At 62.4% G+C, this 14,228-nt stretch carries 13 protein-coding genes and 1 pseudogene; 8 read left to right on the forward strand and 6 right to left on the reverse strand.

Going from position 1 to position 14,228, the window contains the following annotated elements; all coding sequences use genetic code 11:
• Positions 1 to 949 precede the first annotated feature (949 nt).
• Positions 950 to 1,582 (reverse strand): tyrosine-type recombinase/integrase, encoded by a 633-nt coding sequence (locus C0V74_RS04465; RefSeq protein ID WP_143250804.1) that lies wholly within the window; start codon positions 1,580 to 1,582, stop codon positions 950 to 952.
• Positions 1,583 to 1,909: 327 nt separating this feature from the next.
• On the opposite strand from C0V74_RS04465, the pseudogene C0V74_RS13120 reads away from it, so the two are divergent.
• Positions 1,910 to 2,416, forward strand: a pseudogene (locus C0V74_RS13120) (molybdopterin-dependent oxidoreductase); the annotation flags it as partial.
• A gap of 248 nt (positions 2,417 to 2,664) precedes the next feature.
• Positions 2,665 to 2,928: a hypothetical protein gene (locus tag C0V74_RS13125; protein WP_246844963.1), complete on the forward strand. Its 264-nt coding sequence runs from the start codon at positions 2,665 to 2,667 to the stop codon at positions 2,926 to 2,928.
• On the opposite strand, the gene C0V74_RS04475 is transcribed toward C0V74_RS13125, so the two are convergent.
• Together C0V74_RS04475 and C0V74_RS04480 are read right to left on the reverse strand one after the other, a co-directional pair.
• Positions 2,925 to 4,301, reverse strand: coding sequence for an MBL fold metallo-hydrolase (locus C0V74_RS04475; RefSeq protein ID WP_143250805.1), 1,377 nt, complete (start codon positions 4,299 to 4,301; stop codon positions 2,925 to 2,927). The two genes, C0V74_RS13125 and C0V74_RS04475, sit on opposite strands and share 4 nt — an antisense overlap.
• A gap of 66 nt (positions 4,302 to 4,367) precedes the next feature.
• On the reverse strand, positions 4,368 to 5,000 hold the full coding sequence (locus C0V74_RS04480; protein WP_143250806.1) for a class I SAM-dependent methyltransferase: 633 nt from the start codon (positions 4,998 to 5,000) through the stop codon (positions 4,368 to 4,370).
• 145 nt (positions 5,001 to 5,145) lie between these two features.
• On the opposite strand from C0V74_RS04480, the gene C0V74_RS04485 reads away from it, so the two are divergent.
• Genes C0V74_RS04485 through sulP form a run of 6 tightly spaced genes read left to right on the forward strand, consistent with a single transcriptional unit; the run spans position 5,146 to position 9,425 of the window.
• Complete coding sequence (locus tag C0V74_RS04485; protein ID WP_143250807.1) at positions 5,146 to 5,484, forward strand: metalloregulator ArsR/SmtB family transcription factor; 339 nt, start codon at positions 5,146 to 5,148, stop codon at positions 5,482 to 5,484.
• On the forward strand, positions 5,481 to 6,413 hold the full coding sequence (locus tag C0V74_RS04490; RefSeq protein ID WP_143250808.1) for an MBL fold metallo-hydrolase: 933 nt from the start codon (positions 5,481 to 5,483) through the stop codon (positions 6,411 to 6,413). Before C0V74_RS04485 ends, C0V74_RS04490 begins: the two co-directional genes overlap by 4 nt.
• 9 nt (positions 6,414 to 6,422) lie before the next feature.
• On the forward strand, positions 6,423 to 6,854 hold the full coding sequence (locus C0V74_RS04495) for a YeeE/YedE thiosulfate transporter family protein (protein WP_143250809.1): 432 nt from the start codon (positions 6,423 to 6,425) through the stop codon (positions 6,852 to 6,854).
• 2 nt (positions 6,855 to 6,856) lie between these two features.
• A complete protein-coding gene (locus C0V74_RS04500; RefSeq protein ID WP_210413445.1) occupies positions 6,857 to 7,303 on the forward strand; it encodes a YeeE/YedE family protein in 447 nt (148 codons plus the stop codon).
• Positions 7,304 to 7,313: 10 nt separating this feature from the next.
• Positions 7,314 to 7,652 carry a TIGR01244 family sulfur transferase gene (locus C0V74_RS04505; RefSeq protein WP_143250810.1) on the forward strand — a complete coding sequence of 113 codons (339 nt, stop codon included), beginning with the start codon at positions 7,314 to 7,316 and terminating at the stop codon, positions 7,650 to 7,652.
• A gap of 9 nt (positions 7,653 to 7,661) precedes the next feature.
• On the forward strand, positions 7,662 to 9,425 hold the full coding sequence (gene sulP / locus C0V74_RS04510; protein ID WP_143252160.1) for a sulfate permease: 1,764 nt from the start codon (positions 7,662 to 7,664) through the stop codon (positions 9,423 to 9,425).
• A 475-nt stretch (positions 9,426 to 9,900) separates the two neighbouring features.
• On the opposite strand, the gene C0V74_RS04515 is transcribed toward sulP, so the two are convergent.
• From C0V74_RS04515 to C0V74_RS04525, 3 genes are read right to left on the reverse strand one after another with little or no spacing between them, the layout of a single operon-like run.
• A complete protein-coding gene (locus C0V74_RS04515) occupies positions 9,901 to 12,471 on the reverse strand; it encodes a DEAD/DEAH box helicase (protein WP_143250811.1) in 2,571 nt (856 codons plus the stop codon).
• Entirely contained in the window at positions 12,468 to 13,037 is a 570-nt protein-coding gene (locus C0V74_RS04520) for a DUF3010 family protein (RefSeq protein ID WP_143250812.1), read from the reverse strand. The genes C0V74_RS04515 and C0V74_RS04520 overlap by 4 nt, the downstream gene beginning before the upstream one ends.
• Complete coding sequence (locus C0V74_RS04525; protein ID WP_143250813.1) at positions 13,027 to 13,863, reverse strand: site-specific integrase; 837 nt, start codon at positions 13,861 to 13,863, stop codon at positions 13,027 to 13,029. The genes C0V74_RS04520 and C0V74_RS04525 overlap by 11 nt, the downstream gene beginning before the upstream one ends.
• Positions 13,864 to 14,228: the final 365 nt, after the last annotated feature.

Here is a 14,228-nt window from a genome sequence, read left to right on the forward strand (position 1 = left end):
TTCCGCAAACGACCCCATTGCGGCCCTTCGGCACCAAAGCCTCACTCCAACGTTTCTGCCACGATGAGCCGCTCCGCTATAACTCTTTCGCTGGTTTGCGCCACGACGCTAGTATTGGGGGCTTGCATGAGCACTCCGCCGACCCAGACTGTGCACATCACGCAGGAGCGCTTGCTGGGAGAGTGGTCCTTAGTTCGCGTCGGGTCGCAACGTGTTTCGGATGTCATGACTTTAGACTTTCGGGATGACGGGATCCTGCTGGGCTCCGTGCGGTGTAACAGCATGTCGGGCCCATATGACGTGCGCAGTGCTAGGATCGTTTTTCCGGACGGGGTTATCATAACCGCCGCAGGTTGCGGCAAGAGACCGCCCTCCAGCCAATCTGCAGCCGATACCGCAGAGCGGGTCCTGTTCCGCAGCCCTGTTGCTACGTTCGCCCTGTCGTATGACCTGCAGAAGCTTTTTGTGACGGGGAATTCAATGCTTCAGTTTCAACGAATACGATAGGATACGGAGGCTAGAGCAGAACGTCCGCTTCCCACCTAATACGCGCCGTAGCCGCCGACTGCCGGGGAACCTGAAAGCGGACCAGCCGCTAACGACCCCGTTGCGGACATACGGCTGAAGTCTATCATCATCCGGATGAGCAGAGATTTACGCGATTCATTGAGGCTTTGGGGAGGCGTTCTCCTTTTCCTGTTAACGGTTTGGGCACTGCTGCGCTCTGATCTTGTAAGCATCGGAGACAAGATTCCTCCCCGGTGGTTCTTAGTTGCGATGACGGTGCTCGGTGCATCCAGCCTTGGACAAGTTGGCTGGCAACTGTGGCGGCGGCGAAGGGCAAAATAGCCCTCATCGGACGGCCGCTTTCCACCCATTGCAGCCAATCGCACCTTTCCAGGCGCAACCCGAAAGCGGTCGACCAGGTGAGGTCGACCGCCCGAAGGTCTCAGATTTCCGTGCGCTCCGCCAGTAGTAGTGCGTCTTCGACATCGACCCCAAGATAGCGAACGGTGTTCTCGATCTTGGTGTGACCTAGAAGTATCTGAATTGCGCGGATGTTGCCCGTAGCGCGGTAGATCATCGCGGCCTTCGTCCGTCGAAGCGAGTGCGTCCCGTACTCAGATTTCCGTAGGCCAATCGCGGTAACCCACTCATCCACCAAACGCGCATACTGGCGCGTGCTCATGTGTCCGGCGTGGTCGATCCTGCTTGGAAAGAGGTACTCGCTGGTCGAGCCGCCCCGACGTTCTAACCAGGAAAGCAGGGTTGAACGGACATCGGCTGTGAGCTCGAACTGAACTGGCCGATTGGTCTTCTGCTGGACGACAATTGCCCTAGTGCGGATGTCGGTCCCAGCTACGACGTCGCCGATCTTGATCTTGACCAAGTCGCATCCGCGCAACTTGCTATCGATTGCTAGGTCGAATAGCGCCTTATCCCGTAGCCGACCTTCACGATCCAGATGGAAGCGGATTGCCCAAATCTGTTTTTGTGTCAGTGGTCGCTTTGTGCCGACGGTCTTGCCAGCATTCCACGCTGCACGCGCCTGTATGGCAGGATCAAATCTCGAATAGCCCATTGTCGTTCTCCTCGGCCATGATTGGCCACAAAGAGAACGGTCGCAGCTTGGCGGGTGGTGGGCCGTTTGCTGTCTGTCTGCTTTTGGAACCACACGGTCAACTTCGGCTGTTCAGAAACCCAAAATCGACTGCGATAAGCTAGCGCGCTTCATGCCGTCAACGGAACGAGAAGCCCAGAACTGCCGTTCGCTGAATTATAGGCTCGGCCACTTACGGCAATGAGAACGTGGGAAAGGAGGCGCGTCGTGCGAGAACAGGAGCCCTTGAGCGACTTCATAGTGCACGGTCAGAGGCCCTTGAACGCCGAGCCGCGTTCCCGGCTGCTGGTGGCGCAGTTCCGTACCCCGCAATCGGCCTTTTACATTCGCAACCACGGCGACATTCCCGCCCTCGGGCCTGATCACGCGGTCGAACTTACCGGACTGATAGATAGCCCTTCGACGTTCACCCTTGCCGACCTGCGCCGCGATTTTCCGGAGCGGAAAGTCACGGCCGTGCTGCAATGCGCGGGAAACCGGCGGGCCGATCTTCAGTCGGTTGAAAAGACGTCGGGCGACCCTTGGTTGGTGGGCGCAATCGGCAATGCGGAGTGAACGGGAGTTTCGCTGGCGGATGTGCTGGAGCGAGCAAGGATCGACCTGTCGCGCGCGCGTTTCGTCGCTTTCACCTGCGCCGACCAGGTCGATGTGGACGGAGAAATCGCGCCTTACGGGGTATCGATCCCGCTCGAGCGGGCCCTTGCCGGCGACGTCCTGATCGCGTGGGCCCTGAACGGCGAACCACTGGCGCCCGAACACGGCGCGCCGATGCGGATTATCGTCCCGGACTACGCGGGCGTCCGCAGCGCCAAGTGGATCGAAAGGATCGAGGTGCGCGACACTCCGTCCCAGGCGCCGATCCAGGCGAAGGATTACAAGTTGTTTCCGGCGTCCGTGAAGAAGGACGATGCGGATTGGGACGAGGGTCTGACGATCGAGGCCATGCCGGTCACCTCGGCGATCTGCGCGCCGGAACGGGGGGAGGCTCTACAGGCGGGGCGGACCAGGCTGGAAGGCTATGCCGCGGCCTACGGCCGCTCGGGGTGGCGCGCGTCGATGTATCGACCGACGGCGGGGCTACCTGGCGCCAGGCCGAGCTTCGATCCGATCCGAAAGCGCGCGCGGCGTGGACGCTGTGGTCGATCGACGTCAACCTGCCGAGCGGAACGCACGAGTTGGTGGTGAAGGCGGTCGACGAGGCCGGGCAGACGCAGCCCCAGGATGCGGCGGATGTCTGGAACTTCACGGGTTATCTCTCCACCGCTCGGCACCGGGTCACGGTGAAGGCCGTGGCGGACGACGGTTAGGCCTTTTCGACGCTCCGGTCTTCTTCCTGCGCCGCCTTCCACGCTCCCATCGATCCAAGGTAGACGTCGACCTTGGCCACCCCTTTGCTTTCAAGCCACCCTGCCGCGATCGTCGCGCGCATCCCGCTGGCGCACATCAGCGTGTAGCGGCGCGAGGGATCGAGTTCCCGCCAGCGATCGTTGAGCTCGCCGACGTATATGTGATGCGAGCCCTCGATCGATTCCTCGGCCCGTTCGTCCGCGTCGCGGACATCGAGCAGGGTCCAGTCGGCACGGTCGCCGGCCAGCCGCCGCTCGACGGTCTCGGTGTCGATCATCGGGATCAACCGCATCGGCGTTCCTTCGGCCGCCGCTGGGACCACGCCGACATAACCGCCCAGCACGTTGTCTAGGGCGATGCGCACGAGGTGCTCCATTGCCTCTTCCAGCTGATCGTGCGCCGAGCCGATCAGCGCAACGGTTTCGCCTTCGCGGATGAACCAGCCGGCAAAGGCCGGGACCATGTCAACCGGCAGGTTGATGCTGCCGGGAAGATGACCGGAGGCGTAGGCCAACGGCTCGCGTACATCGACCAGGTGGTCGGCGCCGCAACTTGCCAGCTGGTCGAGACTGAGCGGAGCTGGCCGCGCGGTGCGAGGTGCTGGCTCCCCGCCGACCAGGTTCAGCCGTTCCATCAACCGGAAATACGGCGGCTGGTAATGGTTCTCGTTGACCTTGCGGTCGATGAATGCCGCGCGGTCCTCGATTTGCAGCAGCGAATTGTTCCGCCGCTCGTGCCCTATCGTCGAAAACTCCCGATCGGCCATGCCCGATCCGCACACGGACCCGGCCCCATGCGCGGGATAGACGATGGCCTGGTCGCCCACGCCGCAGATCTTGCGCAGCGAATCGAACAGCAATCCCGAAACCTCGCGCTTCCTGTCTGGGTAGAAATCCGTCCGCCCGACGTCGCCGATGAACAAGGCGTCGCCGGTGAACACACCGACCGCGCCCTCCGGATAGTCGCTGTCGAAGAGCGCGTAAGCGACGTGATCGAACGTGTGTCCGGGAGTCTCCAGCACCGCGATCTCGAGCGAACCGATCTTGTGCCTGTCGCCCTCGCGGGTGGTCTGGGCATAGACCACCTCGCCATCGGCGTTGGGCCCGTGAAAGACCGTGGCGCCGGTCATTTCGGCTAGAACCGGTGCGCCGGATACGAAATCCTCGTTCCTATGCGTCTCCAGGATGTGCGTAATCTCGAGACCCTCGGCGCGGGCCTTCTCTACGTAGATCTCGCAATCGCGCCGCGGGTCGATCACGGCCGCCTTGCCGCCCGAGCCGACCAGATAGGAAAGGTGCGACAATCCAGGCGTCTTGATCTTTTCGAGTATCAACGGGGCCTCCATGCAGCCCTGACGCAACGGGTCATCCCGTGGGGCGGTTCCGCTGCAGTCGCGGGGTCACCCTTGTTTGATCCCGACGCCCCACTCCATCCACCCGACCCACCTGGGCATTTTCTCAAGGTAGCGCTCTCCCGCGGGTTGAATGGCGAACCCGGCGTCTGCAATCGCACTCGAGACCGGCCTGGTCAGGTGGCAGTTGCCCATCATCCGTTTCCACGCAGGTTCGATGATGCGCTGCCATCTGGCGGGCGCTGGATCGGGTGCCCGCCCGTGCTCCAGGTAGAGGAATCGGCCACCCGGCCGAAGGATTCGCAGAAGCTCGGCGAGAACCTGTCGCTGATCGTCCACCGAGCACATCGTGAATGTGCTGACCACGGTATCGAAGCTGTCATCGGCAAACGGGATGTCTTCGCCGTGGCCGTGGCGAATGTCGGACTCCCAGCCTTTCTCCAGCGCTGCCTGTTTTGCCAAATCGAGCAAGTTTGCCCCCGGGTCGATCCCTGCAAAAGCAGTGACCCGCTGCGGATCGTAGAATGGCTGGTTGAGCCCCCCGCCGACCCCGAGCTCGAACACCTTTCCTTCGGCGAGCGGCACCAGTTTCGCACGGAGCCGCATGATCTTGGGGTCTCCGCACGCACACCGGATCAGGCGGGAGAGGATGGCTTCCTCGTAGAATGTCTTCAGGCCCATGGGCTAATCCTCGCGGCTTATGAGGCAACCGGCAATGTCTCTCGCGAGACCGGCGGGTGGGGTCGGCGGCGAACCCAAAAAAGCACGCTTGAAAATTCATTAGCAGTATCTACATTAGATTTATCTAAGATAGAGGGACTGCGAAGTGAGTAGTGAGTTCGAGGCGCAAGCGTCAGAAGCCGTCGCGCTCCTCAAGGCGATGGCAAATACGCCGCGTTTGCTCGTGCTGTGTCATCTTGCCGAGGGCGGAGAGCACTCGGTGGGCGACCTGGCCGCGAAGGTGGGGCTGAGCCAATCCGCCCTGTCCCAGCACCTGGCCAGGCTTCGCGAACTGAAGCTCGTCGCGACGCGCAAGGATGCCCAGACGGTCTTCTACAGCGTGTGCGACGACAAGGCGCTCCAGGTGCTTTCCCTCCTCCACGACCTGTTCTGCCCGGAACTCGGGCGGGCGGACGCTATTATCGAACGCAGGAGCCGATCATGAACACCGATACGCATCTCGAGCGGGCCATCTCGCTGGTGGAAGAAACATTGGCCGGCGCCCGGCAGGCCCCGCTTGTGCAGGCTTTCTTCGACGAGCCGACTTTCACCGCGACCTATGTGATCAGCGATCCCGCCACAAAGCGTGCCGCCATCATCGATAGCGTGCTCGACTTCGATCACGCGTCGGGAAGCACGGGCTTCGCTTCCGCTGACCTGGTGATTGCTTATGTGGAGCAGGAGGGACTGACGGTCGAATGGCTGCTCGAAACCCATGCGCACGCCGATCACCTTTCCGCGGCCCCTTACCTGCAAGAGAAGCTGGGCGGGAAGCTGGCGATCGGGGCGGATATCGTCACGGTGCAGGATGTCTTCGGCAAGATCTTCAACGAAGGCACGCAGTTTGAACGCAACGGTTCTCAATTCGACGTCCTGCTGAACGACGGGGACACGCTGCAAATCGGAGAGCTGGAACTGGTGGCGCTTCACGTGCCCGGTCATACCCTTGCCGACATGGCCTTCGTCATCGGCGATGCGCTGTTCACCGGCGACACCATGTTCATGCCCGACTACGGATCGGCCCGTGCGGATTTTCCCGGCGGTGACGCGCGTGCGCTCTATCGCTCTGTGCGGCGTCTCATGGAGTTGCCGGACGCAACCCGGGTGTTCCTGTGCCACGACTACAAGGCCCCCAACCGCGACCACTTCGTGTGGGAGACGACCATGCTCGCGGAGCGGACCGGCAACGTCCACCTGCACAAGGACGTGACCGAGGATGACTTCGTGGCCATGCGCACCCAGCGCGATGCCACGCTGGAAATGCCCCGGCTGATCCTGCCGGCGATCCAGGTTAACATGCGCGCTGGTCACTTGCCCGAGCCCGAAGACAACGGGGTCGTCTACCTGAAGCTGCCGCTGAACTTGCTTCGCTAGGAGCTGGCCATGTTGGAACCTCTTTCCCCGTTCGTGGCGATCACCGGCGGTCTGCTGATCGGCATCGCCGCCGGCCTGCTGCTCCTGGCCAACGGCCGCATCGCCGGCGTCTCCGGGATGCTGGTGACGGCCACCGGGATCGACAAGGGTGGGACGCCGTGGGGGCAGGCGGCCGCGTTCGTTGTCGGCCTGCCGCTGGGTGCGGCGCTGATTGCCATGTTTGTCCGCCGCCCGGAACTGGTCATCACGGCATCGCCCGCGGCCCTTGTCGTCGCCGGCCTACTGGTCGGATTCGGTACGCGGCTGGGGAATGGTTGCACCAGCGGGCATGGGGTGTGCGGTGTGGCGCGGCTGTCACGCCGTTCGATCGTCGCTACGCTGACCTTCGTGGGCATCGCCGCCGCGACCGTCTTCGTCATCCGCCACGTGCTGGGGGCCTGATCATGCGCCGTATACTTGCCGCTTTGCTGGTCGGTGTGATCTTCGGCGCGGGGCTCGCCCTGTCCGACATGATCAACCCCGCCCGGGTGCAGGCATTCCTCGACGTTGCGGGGCGATGGGACCCCACCCTTCTGTACGTGATGGGCTCGGCTCTGGTCGCGTCCGCGCTGGCTTACCGTGTCCGGCGCCGGCTGACGCATCCCGCCCTGGCCGAGCGATTCCACGTGCCCGGCAACGCAGCCCCCGACCCGCGCCTTTTAGTCGGGGCCGCGGTGTTCGGGATCGGCTGGGGCATCGCCGGATTCTGCCCCGGCCCGGCGATCGCGGGGCTCGTGCTGGGCGCGTGGCAGGTCTGGCTGTTCGTGGCCGCGATGCTGGTGGGCATGGCCGCGCACCGGCTTCTGCCCCGGCCCGCCGAAGAACCGCGCAGGCAGCAACCCGCAACCTAGGAGATCGAAGATGACCGAATACAAGCAGCTTTCCCCCAATCTAGCGGTGCGCACCCAGGTGAAGCCGGCCGAAATCGGCGAGCTTGCGGCGCAGGGGTTCAAGGGGATCATCAATGCCCGCCCGGACGACGAGGAGCCGGGCCAGCCCAAGTCGGCCGAGCTCGAAGCCGAGGCCAAGCGCCACGGCCTCGCCTATACCCACATCCCCGTGGTGCCCGGCCAGGCCAGCGCCGAAGACGGGCAGCGGTTTGCCGAAGCGCTGCGCCAGTGCGACGGCAAGGTCGTCAGCTTCTGCCGGTCGGGCGCGCGCGCCGCGGACCTGTGGGAGATGGCCGGCAAGCCGCAATAGACCGTGTCGATGCTCGCCCGCTACCTGCCGGTCCTTGCCTGGGGGCGCAGCTACAATCGCCAGACCCTCGTCAATGACGGCGTAGCGGCGGGGATCGTCACGATCATGCTCATCCCGCAGAGCCTGGCCTATGCCATGCTGGCGGGACTGCCCCCCGAGGTAGGCCTTTACGCCTCGATCCTGCCGATCATCGCCTATGCGATCTTCGGGACCAGCCGCACGCTGGCGGTCGGCCCCGTGGCAGTCATCTCGTTGATGACCCTCGCGGCCGCCGGCAGCGTCGCGCCGCCGGGAAGCGCCGAGTTCATCGCCGCGGCTCTCGTCCTGGCATTCTTGTCCGGACTAATGCTCGTCCTGATGGGCGTGCTCAAGCTCGGCTTCCTTGCCAACCTGCTGTCCCATCCGGTGGTTTCGGGCTTCATCACCGCTTCGGGCATCATCATCGCCACCAGCCAGCTGAAGTCGATCCTCGGGGTCGGGGCTTCGGGCGAAGCGATGCCGGAACTCCTGGCCACGCTTTGGCAGAACATCGGCACCACCAACCTGCCGACGGTGGCGATCGGCGTCGGCTCGCTCGCGTTCCTGTTCTGGGTGCGCAAGGGGCTGAAGCCGGCGCTGATGCGCCTGGGCGTTCCTGCCCGTCCGGCCGACCTGACCGCCAAGGCGGGGCCCATCGCCGCCGTGGTCGCTTCCACCCTTGCAGTCATCGCGTTCGACCTCGAAGAGCGGGGCGTGAAGGTGGTCGGCGAGATTCCGCAAAGCCTGCCGCCGTTCACGGTCCCGTTGTTCGATCCAGGCCTGTGGCAACAGCTGCTGGTGCCGGCCCTGCTGCTGTCGGTGATCGGTTTCGTCGAGTCGGTCTCGGTCGCCCAGACGCTCGCCGCGAAGCGCCGGCAGCGGATCGACCCCGACCAGGAACTGATCGGGTTAGGCGCAGCCAACATCGCCGCCTCGTTCTCAGGGGGCTACCCGGTGACGGGCGGGTTCGCCCGGAGCGTCGTCAATTTCGACGCGGGCGCCGAGACGCCGGCGGCCGGCGCGATGACCGCGGTGGGCATCGCAATCGCCGCGTTGTTCCTGACTCCGCTGCTGGCATCGCTTCCGATCGCCACCCTCGCGGCAACGATCATCGTGGCGGTGCTGAGCCTCGTCAATTTCGCGGCCATCCGGAACGTGTGGCGCTATTCGCGGGCCGACTTCGCCGCGATGGCGGCGACTATCCTGGTAACGCTGGGGTTTGGCGTGGAGCCGGGCGTGGTCGCGGGGGTCCTCCTCAGCCTCGCCCTCTTGCTGTGGCGTACGTCCCGCCCGCACGCCGCGATTGTTGGCCGGGTTCCGAACACCGAGCACTTTCGCAACGTCGACCGGCACGATGTCATCACCGACCCGCGGATCGTCACCATTCGCATCGATGAAAGCCTGACCTATCTCAACGCACGCTGGCTCGAGGAACACGTGCTCGAGGTGGTCGCCGATCGCCCTGAAGTGCGTCACCTGATCCTGATGGGGTCGGCGATCAACGCCATCGATGCCTCGGCGCTCGAAAGCCTCGAGGCGATAAACCACCGTCTCGCCGATGCGGGAATTAAGCTGCATCTCTCCGAGGTGAAGGGTCCTGTCATGGACCGGCTCCGCGCATCGCGCCTGCTCGGCGATCTGACGGGGCGGATCTTCCTCTCTCAGGACAACGCCTTCGCGGCGCTGGTGTCATCCGCCGACGACGAGGGTGTGGAGCCCCGCGACGACCCTTGGCTCGCGCGCGGCCTCATTTGAGCAGCTGACAGGGGCCGGACCCATCGACACACCGCACATCGGCCCGCTTGCCGTGGCCGCCGACCGGATGCTCGCGGTCGCGGCGCTGTGGGCATTCGTTGCGGTGCTCTCGTATGGCCGTAAGCGGGTCGACCGCGACCTGTCCCGGCCGGCGACGAGGGCCTGCCCGCTGCGAACATTCTGCTGGATCCGCAGGGAAGCATAGGCTCCGCACTGACTTCCTCGGCCCTGCGGACAACCGCCTTCGTCTCTGCCGATGGCCTCGTCGTCGATCTGCACATAGGAGAGATTTCTCGAGCGGCGCTGATCGCGGGGGTGCGCGATCTCCGGCGGGCTTCCTCGCGCTGAACGAGGAACAGCGAATTCCCACCATCCGGTGTGACACCCTCGCGGCTGGGCTACACGAACGGCTGCTTCCAGGATCAAATCGCAACCGACGAATGACCGGGATTGGGCGCAAAATTGCCATCGGGATTCATGCGGCGATCTCCTCAGCCTCTCCTGTAGCGGGGTCCCAAAGAAGATAGCGCCAATCGTGCCCAATGGGCTCGACCTGCTCATGGGGAACAAGTGCAAAAACCCCCGGTGAGGTTTCATAGGAGTACATCAGATGTTGAACATCAGACATCGTAACCAATTGGTGAGCCTTTAGCCGCCGATCCTGGAGCTCACCGTTGATCCGTACGGCGACGTGACTGCCCGGAGCGAAAATCAGTCGCTGCCCAGACGAACCAAGGGTGCCTTCTGATCCACTTTCGACAGAGCTCTCCAGAGATTTATGCCAATTCATGAGCCGCAAGATTGTGATTTCGTCCAGGAGCGCCTCCGTCCCGGCCATTCGGGCGCCCCGTCCCAGTTGTCCCAGTACTCCAGCGAACTCGTCAAACAAAGGAGCGGTCAGCCGGAGGCCGCCACAAAGGTCGTCGAAAATAACCAGGGCGTCGTCCAACAGGCGAGGACCGCTTTTCTCGTGCAGCGCGATGCCCGAACATTCCCAACGCACCTCCCCTGCAGCGACGCCTCGTTCGCGGGTCAAGATGGTGGCGAGTGCTTTCCCGATCCGATCCCGCGCTTCCGCGGCCGCTCCTCCGCGTCCACGGAACCAGAGTTCGTCGATGCGGATTACGACCCCACTTGTCGAAAAGTTCCGTTGCTTGCGCGAGAGACGTCGATCACGCTGGACCAGCTCCTTGTACAGGTGGTCAGTATTGCCGCTACGAAAGCCAATCACAGTTTCCGCAACTTGCATCCTGACTTCCGCTAGGGAACCGCTCGCACTGGTTTTCAGATGTCCGTCCAGAACTTCGCTAGCCGCGTGCGACACGCCCACCTGGGTCAACAAGATTGGTGACGTTCGAGAATAGCCGCTCGTTTTCTGCAGATAGATGGATCGCTCGTATGCAGTGCTCCGCCACTCGATGACCTTGTAAGCGGTCTTGCGATGTCGATAGGTTCCACCTGGATAAGCCTCTCGAAGGGCCTTCCCATCGTCGATAGTGCCTATGATCTCGCCGTCGCCCCGGTGGGCTCGAAGCGCAAATTTCCCGTCACCGATCCGTCGCAAGGGATAATCGCGATGCGGGCTCCCAGACCCTCCGTGTGCAAGGACGTGATCGATCTCAGCCGGTCGGATGGCCGCAGGATGTGCCAAGCCAAACGCATCGGCAAAGCCATTGGGCCAATCGATGTCGGCTGGCAGTCGCGCGCCGCCGTCGGCGCCGCCGCATTCCTCGAACAGGCAGCAGGCGTTCTGAACCTGTACGATGGGGTTCTCAAGGTAGAGAGATGACCGCTCAGGCACCCCTACATAAAAGTCCCGGAGCGACGTGCCCAATTTGGCAAATGCAGAAGGTTCTGCGATCACCGCAAAGACGCCGGGTCCCGATCGACCAACCCGCCCCACCCGCTGCCGAAAAGCCTTGCGAGACATCGGCACCCCCAGGCTCAGGCCAACAGCAAACTGGGGTACGTCGATCCCGAGCTCGAGAGCAGATGTGGATACGATGGCGCGGAGGCTGCCATTGTGCATGCCTGCGGCAATTTCGCTGCGATCTTCAGGCTCGAATCCAGCACGGAAAGGTTCAACGTCATCACGTGCTATCGTGGACGCGACATTCTCCACGACCTTTCGCCCATCGGCGAAAGCGATCAGTGAGTCTGGGGCGATCTTGCCAGCCAAGTTCTCGATCAAACTTGCTAACGCGGACTCGGCAACCTGGCCGAATTCAGGACCTTCGATGTGAAGCAATGTCTTGGCCTGCCTTGGAGCACCGTTGTCCTCTTCGCTGACGACATTGAATGGCAGTCCGGTCAGGTCTTGAAGGTGGCCCGCAGGATCGGCGATCGTTGCGCTTGCCGCCACAAACCGCAGCTCATTTTCAGGCAAGGCCGCAGCCCCGCGGCTACGATTGCGGGCCGCACGCAATCGCCGAAACAGCAACGCGCAATTGCTGCCAAACACGCCCTCAAGATCGTGAGCCTCGTCGATCACTACGAACGCCAAGTTCCGGGCAAAGCGCTGGGCGTCGGGTGCCGCCACCATCCGCATGAACCACGCGTGGACGATATCCTCGGTCCCGATGATCAATCTAGCTCGCGCAAGAACCGCATCTCGGTCGATAAATGATGTGCTTCCGTTCACTTCGGCAACACTGTCCGCGCTAAGTCCGGCCGCCGCGAAGGCCGAGCGCCAGCGAACCAACTGATCCCAGGCAAGGGCCTTCGTTGGGTAGAGCGCGAAACCAGTGGCGTCGGGATCGGCGAGAAACTGTCGGACCATCTCGGCTTGGAATACAAGTGTCTTGCCCGAGCCTGTGCCGGTAGCGAGCACCACGTTATCGCCTCGCCCAAGCATCGTTAGCGCCTTGGCTTGGTGCAGCCACACCTTATCTCCACCGCGCGTCAGCGCCCGGATGACCGGCATCAGCTGATCGGTACGAAATGCAGAGGGCAGGTCGCCAAGGCGTTCTGGACCGGCACCGATATCAAAACGATCGACGACAGAGCCCGCGGGGATGCTCGCGAGAAACTTTTTGACGCAACTCATGCGCACGTTCCTTCGCGACGCTGGTGATGCTGCTGTTCCAACTTCTTGGACAGCGCGAACGCGGCGGCGCCGTATGTCCGTTCAAGGAGTTGGCGGTGACGCTTGGGCAACCGAGCTTCCGGCTCTGGAAGCATTACGTCATTCTTCTTCAGCCAAGATGCCACCTGCATAGAGCTGGCCCCTTGGGCCCGAACCTGGCGCTGCAGCCACAACGCCGCCTCTGATTTCTGGTTAAGGTGCGATCCGGCTTTTGGACCGCTCACCGGCGGACGCTGGATGAAAAGTTCGCGGACCTTGTGAGCTCGCAGATACGCGGCAATCTCTTCTGCGAAATGCAGAAGGCTCGGCTGATCATCGCCCGCAAGTTCGAGGATGGCCTTATGAACGATATCAAGGCTGTCCCCGTCCCATGAAATGCCGACCAGACATAGGAGCGATCCGGAGGGGATCGCCGCATGTGTGGTCCACTTGGTACCGAGAGTGAGGACGTCACTGGACCTTCTCGACGTTGATCGCACCGCGGTCGGCCCATAGCTGTGCGGCGAGACAAACCGATCAAATCGCATGAACGAGCGCCTCCGTCCCCGCGGAGAAATCGAGATAACACTCCGTCGATGTCAGCTGGGAATGGCCCAGCAGGCGCTGCACATCCGCCAAGCTGGCATGATGAGCTCCGCATGCGCGCGCCGCTCGGGTTGCAAAAGTTCGGCGCCCGGAATGGCTAGAACAGCCCATCAGACCGAGCTCGCGATAAAGCCGAAGGAACCAAACGGTTACCGATTTTGCGTTCTGAGGCCGAATACGTCCATGGCGAGCGTTGAAGGCGACGCGATCGGTTCTCGGATGGGCGGTGATCAGCCGGTCCAGGGCGTCCCGCAGCATCGGATGAATAGGCACCTCGCGGGTGCTGCCGGTTTTGCTGCTATAGACCGTAAGACAAGAGCCTACCTTTCCCCGTGCATCGGTAAAGGCATGCCGGCGCAATTCCGCAATCTCTCCCGCTCGCAGCCCAGCCTTGCAGGAAAGTAGGACCTTGGCCCGATCGCTTGCGGGGCTGTTACTAGCTTCCACATGGGCCAGCACCTTGATGATATCGGCATCCGCCAAGACCCTGGCGCGCTTTGGTCCGCCCGTTTTGTGTCGAGACGTCCTTCTCGGAAACGGACAGGCATAGGCCTTGTTCTGTGGGCTGACGGCAACGCCTCGATCAGCCGTGAACGGCATCCAAAGTCCTGCCGGACCTGAACGGGCAAGCTCCTCGAATGGATCAGCCAACACTGCGCCCTTGAGCAGGTCAATATGTTGCACTGATCGGAACGCTCTGCGATCAAATTCAACTCGAGCCTCATGGGGATAGAAGCCCGTACCAGACAACCTTTCAGAACTTAGCATTAGCACCTCCTTTCTATTCCGATTCGCTTTGCTTTTACAAGCTAGAGTTGATTACAGCAAACGCGCTATTTTTACATTAACCTTAACGTCTAGAAATGTACTTCATCGTTATTGAAGTCGCAGAATGAAGGGGTTCACATGACTCTCCATTGGTCGCATCGAAAACGGGGGGACATTCGCCGGCTCACGTGTGCAGTGCTTCAGCTGCGGCTTTCAGCGACAGTTTCGATGCCAAACTTGCCGACAGGTTGCGCACAGATGCCAACCCTCATCGGCACGGCCGGACCACTCGGTTCAAGCTGGCGGCAGAGCCTCGTCGTGCAACCACCTGAATTTCTTAAGAGAAAGTGATCACTGTAAAGTCT

The organism is Altererythrobacter sp. TH136 (assembly GCF_007065885.1).
Lineage (GTDB): Bacteria > Pseudomonadota > Alphaproteobacteria > Sphingomonadales > Sphingomonadaceae > Tsuneonella.

Bases quoted from the DNA above. Each gene is read 5' to 3' on its own strand.
- C0V74_RS04465 (WP_143250804.1), bottom strand. From the start codon at position 1,582: ATGGGCTATTCGAGATTTGATCCTGCCATACAGGCGCGTGCAGCGTGG.
- C0V74_RS04525 (WP_143250813.1), bottom strand. From the start codon at position 13,863: ATGCTAAGTTCTGAAAGGTTGTCTGGTACGGGCTTCTATCCCCATGAG.
- sulP (WP_143252160.1), top strand. From the start codon at position 7,662: ATGCTCGCCCGCTACCTGCCGGTCCTTGCCTGGGGGCGCAGCTACAAT.
- C0V74_RS04495 (WP_143250809.1), top strand. From the start codon at position 6,423: ATGTTGGAACCTCTTTCCCCGTTCGTGGCGATCACCGGCGGTCTGCTG.
- C0V74_RS04520 (WP_143250812.1), bottom strand. From the start codon at position 13,037: ATGCGATTTGATCGGTTTGTCTCGCCGCACAGCTATGGGCCGACCGCG.
- C0V74_RS04500 (WP_210413445.1), top strand. From the start codon at position 6,857: ATGCGCCGTATACTTGCCGCTTTGCTGGTCGGTGTGATCTTCGGCGCG.
- C0V74_RS04505 (WP_143250810.1), top strand. From the start codon at position 7,314: ATGACCGAATACAAGCAGCTTTCCCCCAATCTAGCGGTGCGCACCCAG.
- C0V74_RS04490 (WP_143250808.1), top strand. From the start codon at position 5,481: ATGAACACCGATACGCATCTCGAGCGGGCCATCTCGCTGGTGGAAGAA.
- C0V74_RS04480 (WP_143250806.1), bottom strand. From the start codon at position 5,000: ATGGGCCTGAAGACATTCTACGAGGAAGCCATCCTCTCCCGCCTGATC.
- C0V74_RS04515 (WP_143250811.1), bottom strand. From the start codon at position 12,471: ATGAGTTGCGTCAAAAAGTTTCTCGCGAGCATCCCCGCGGGCTCTGTC.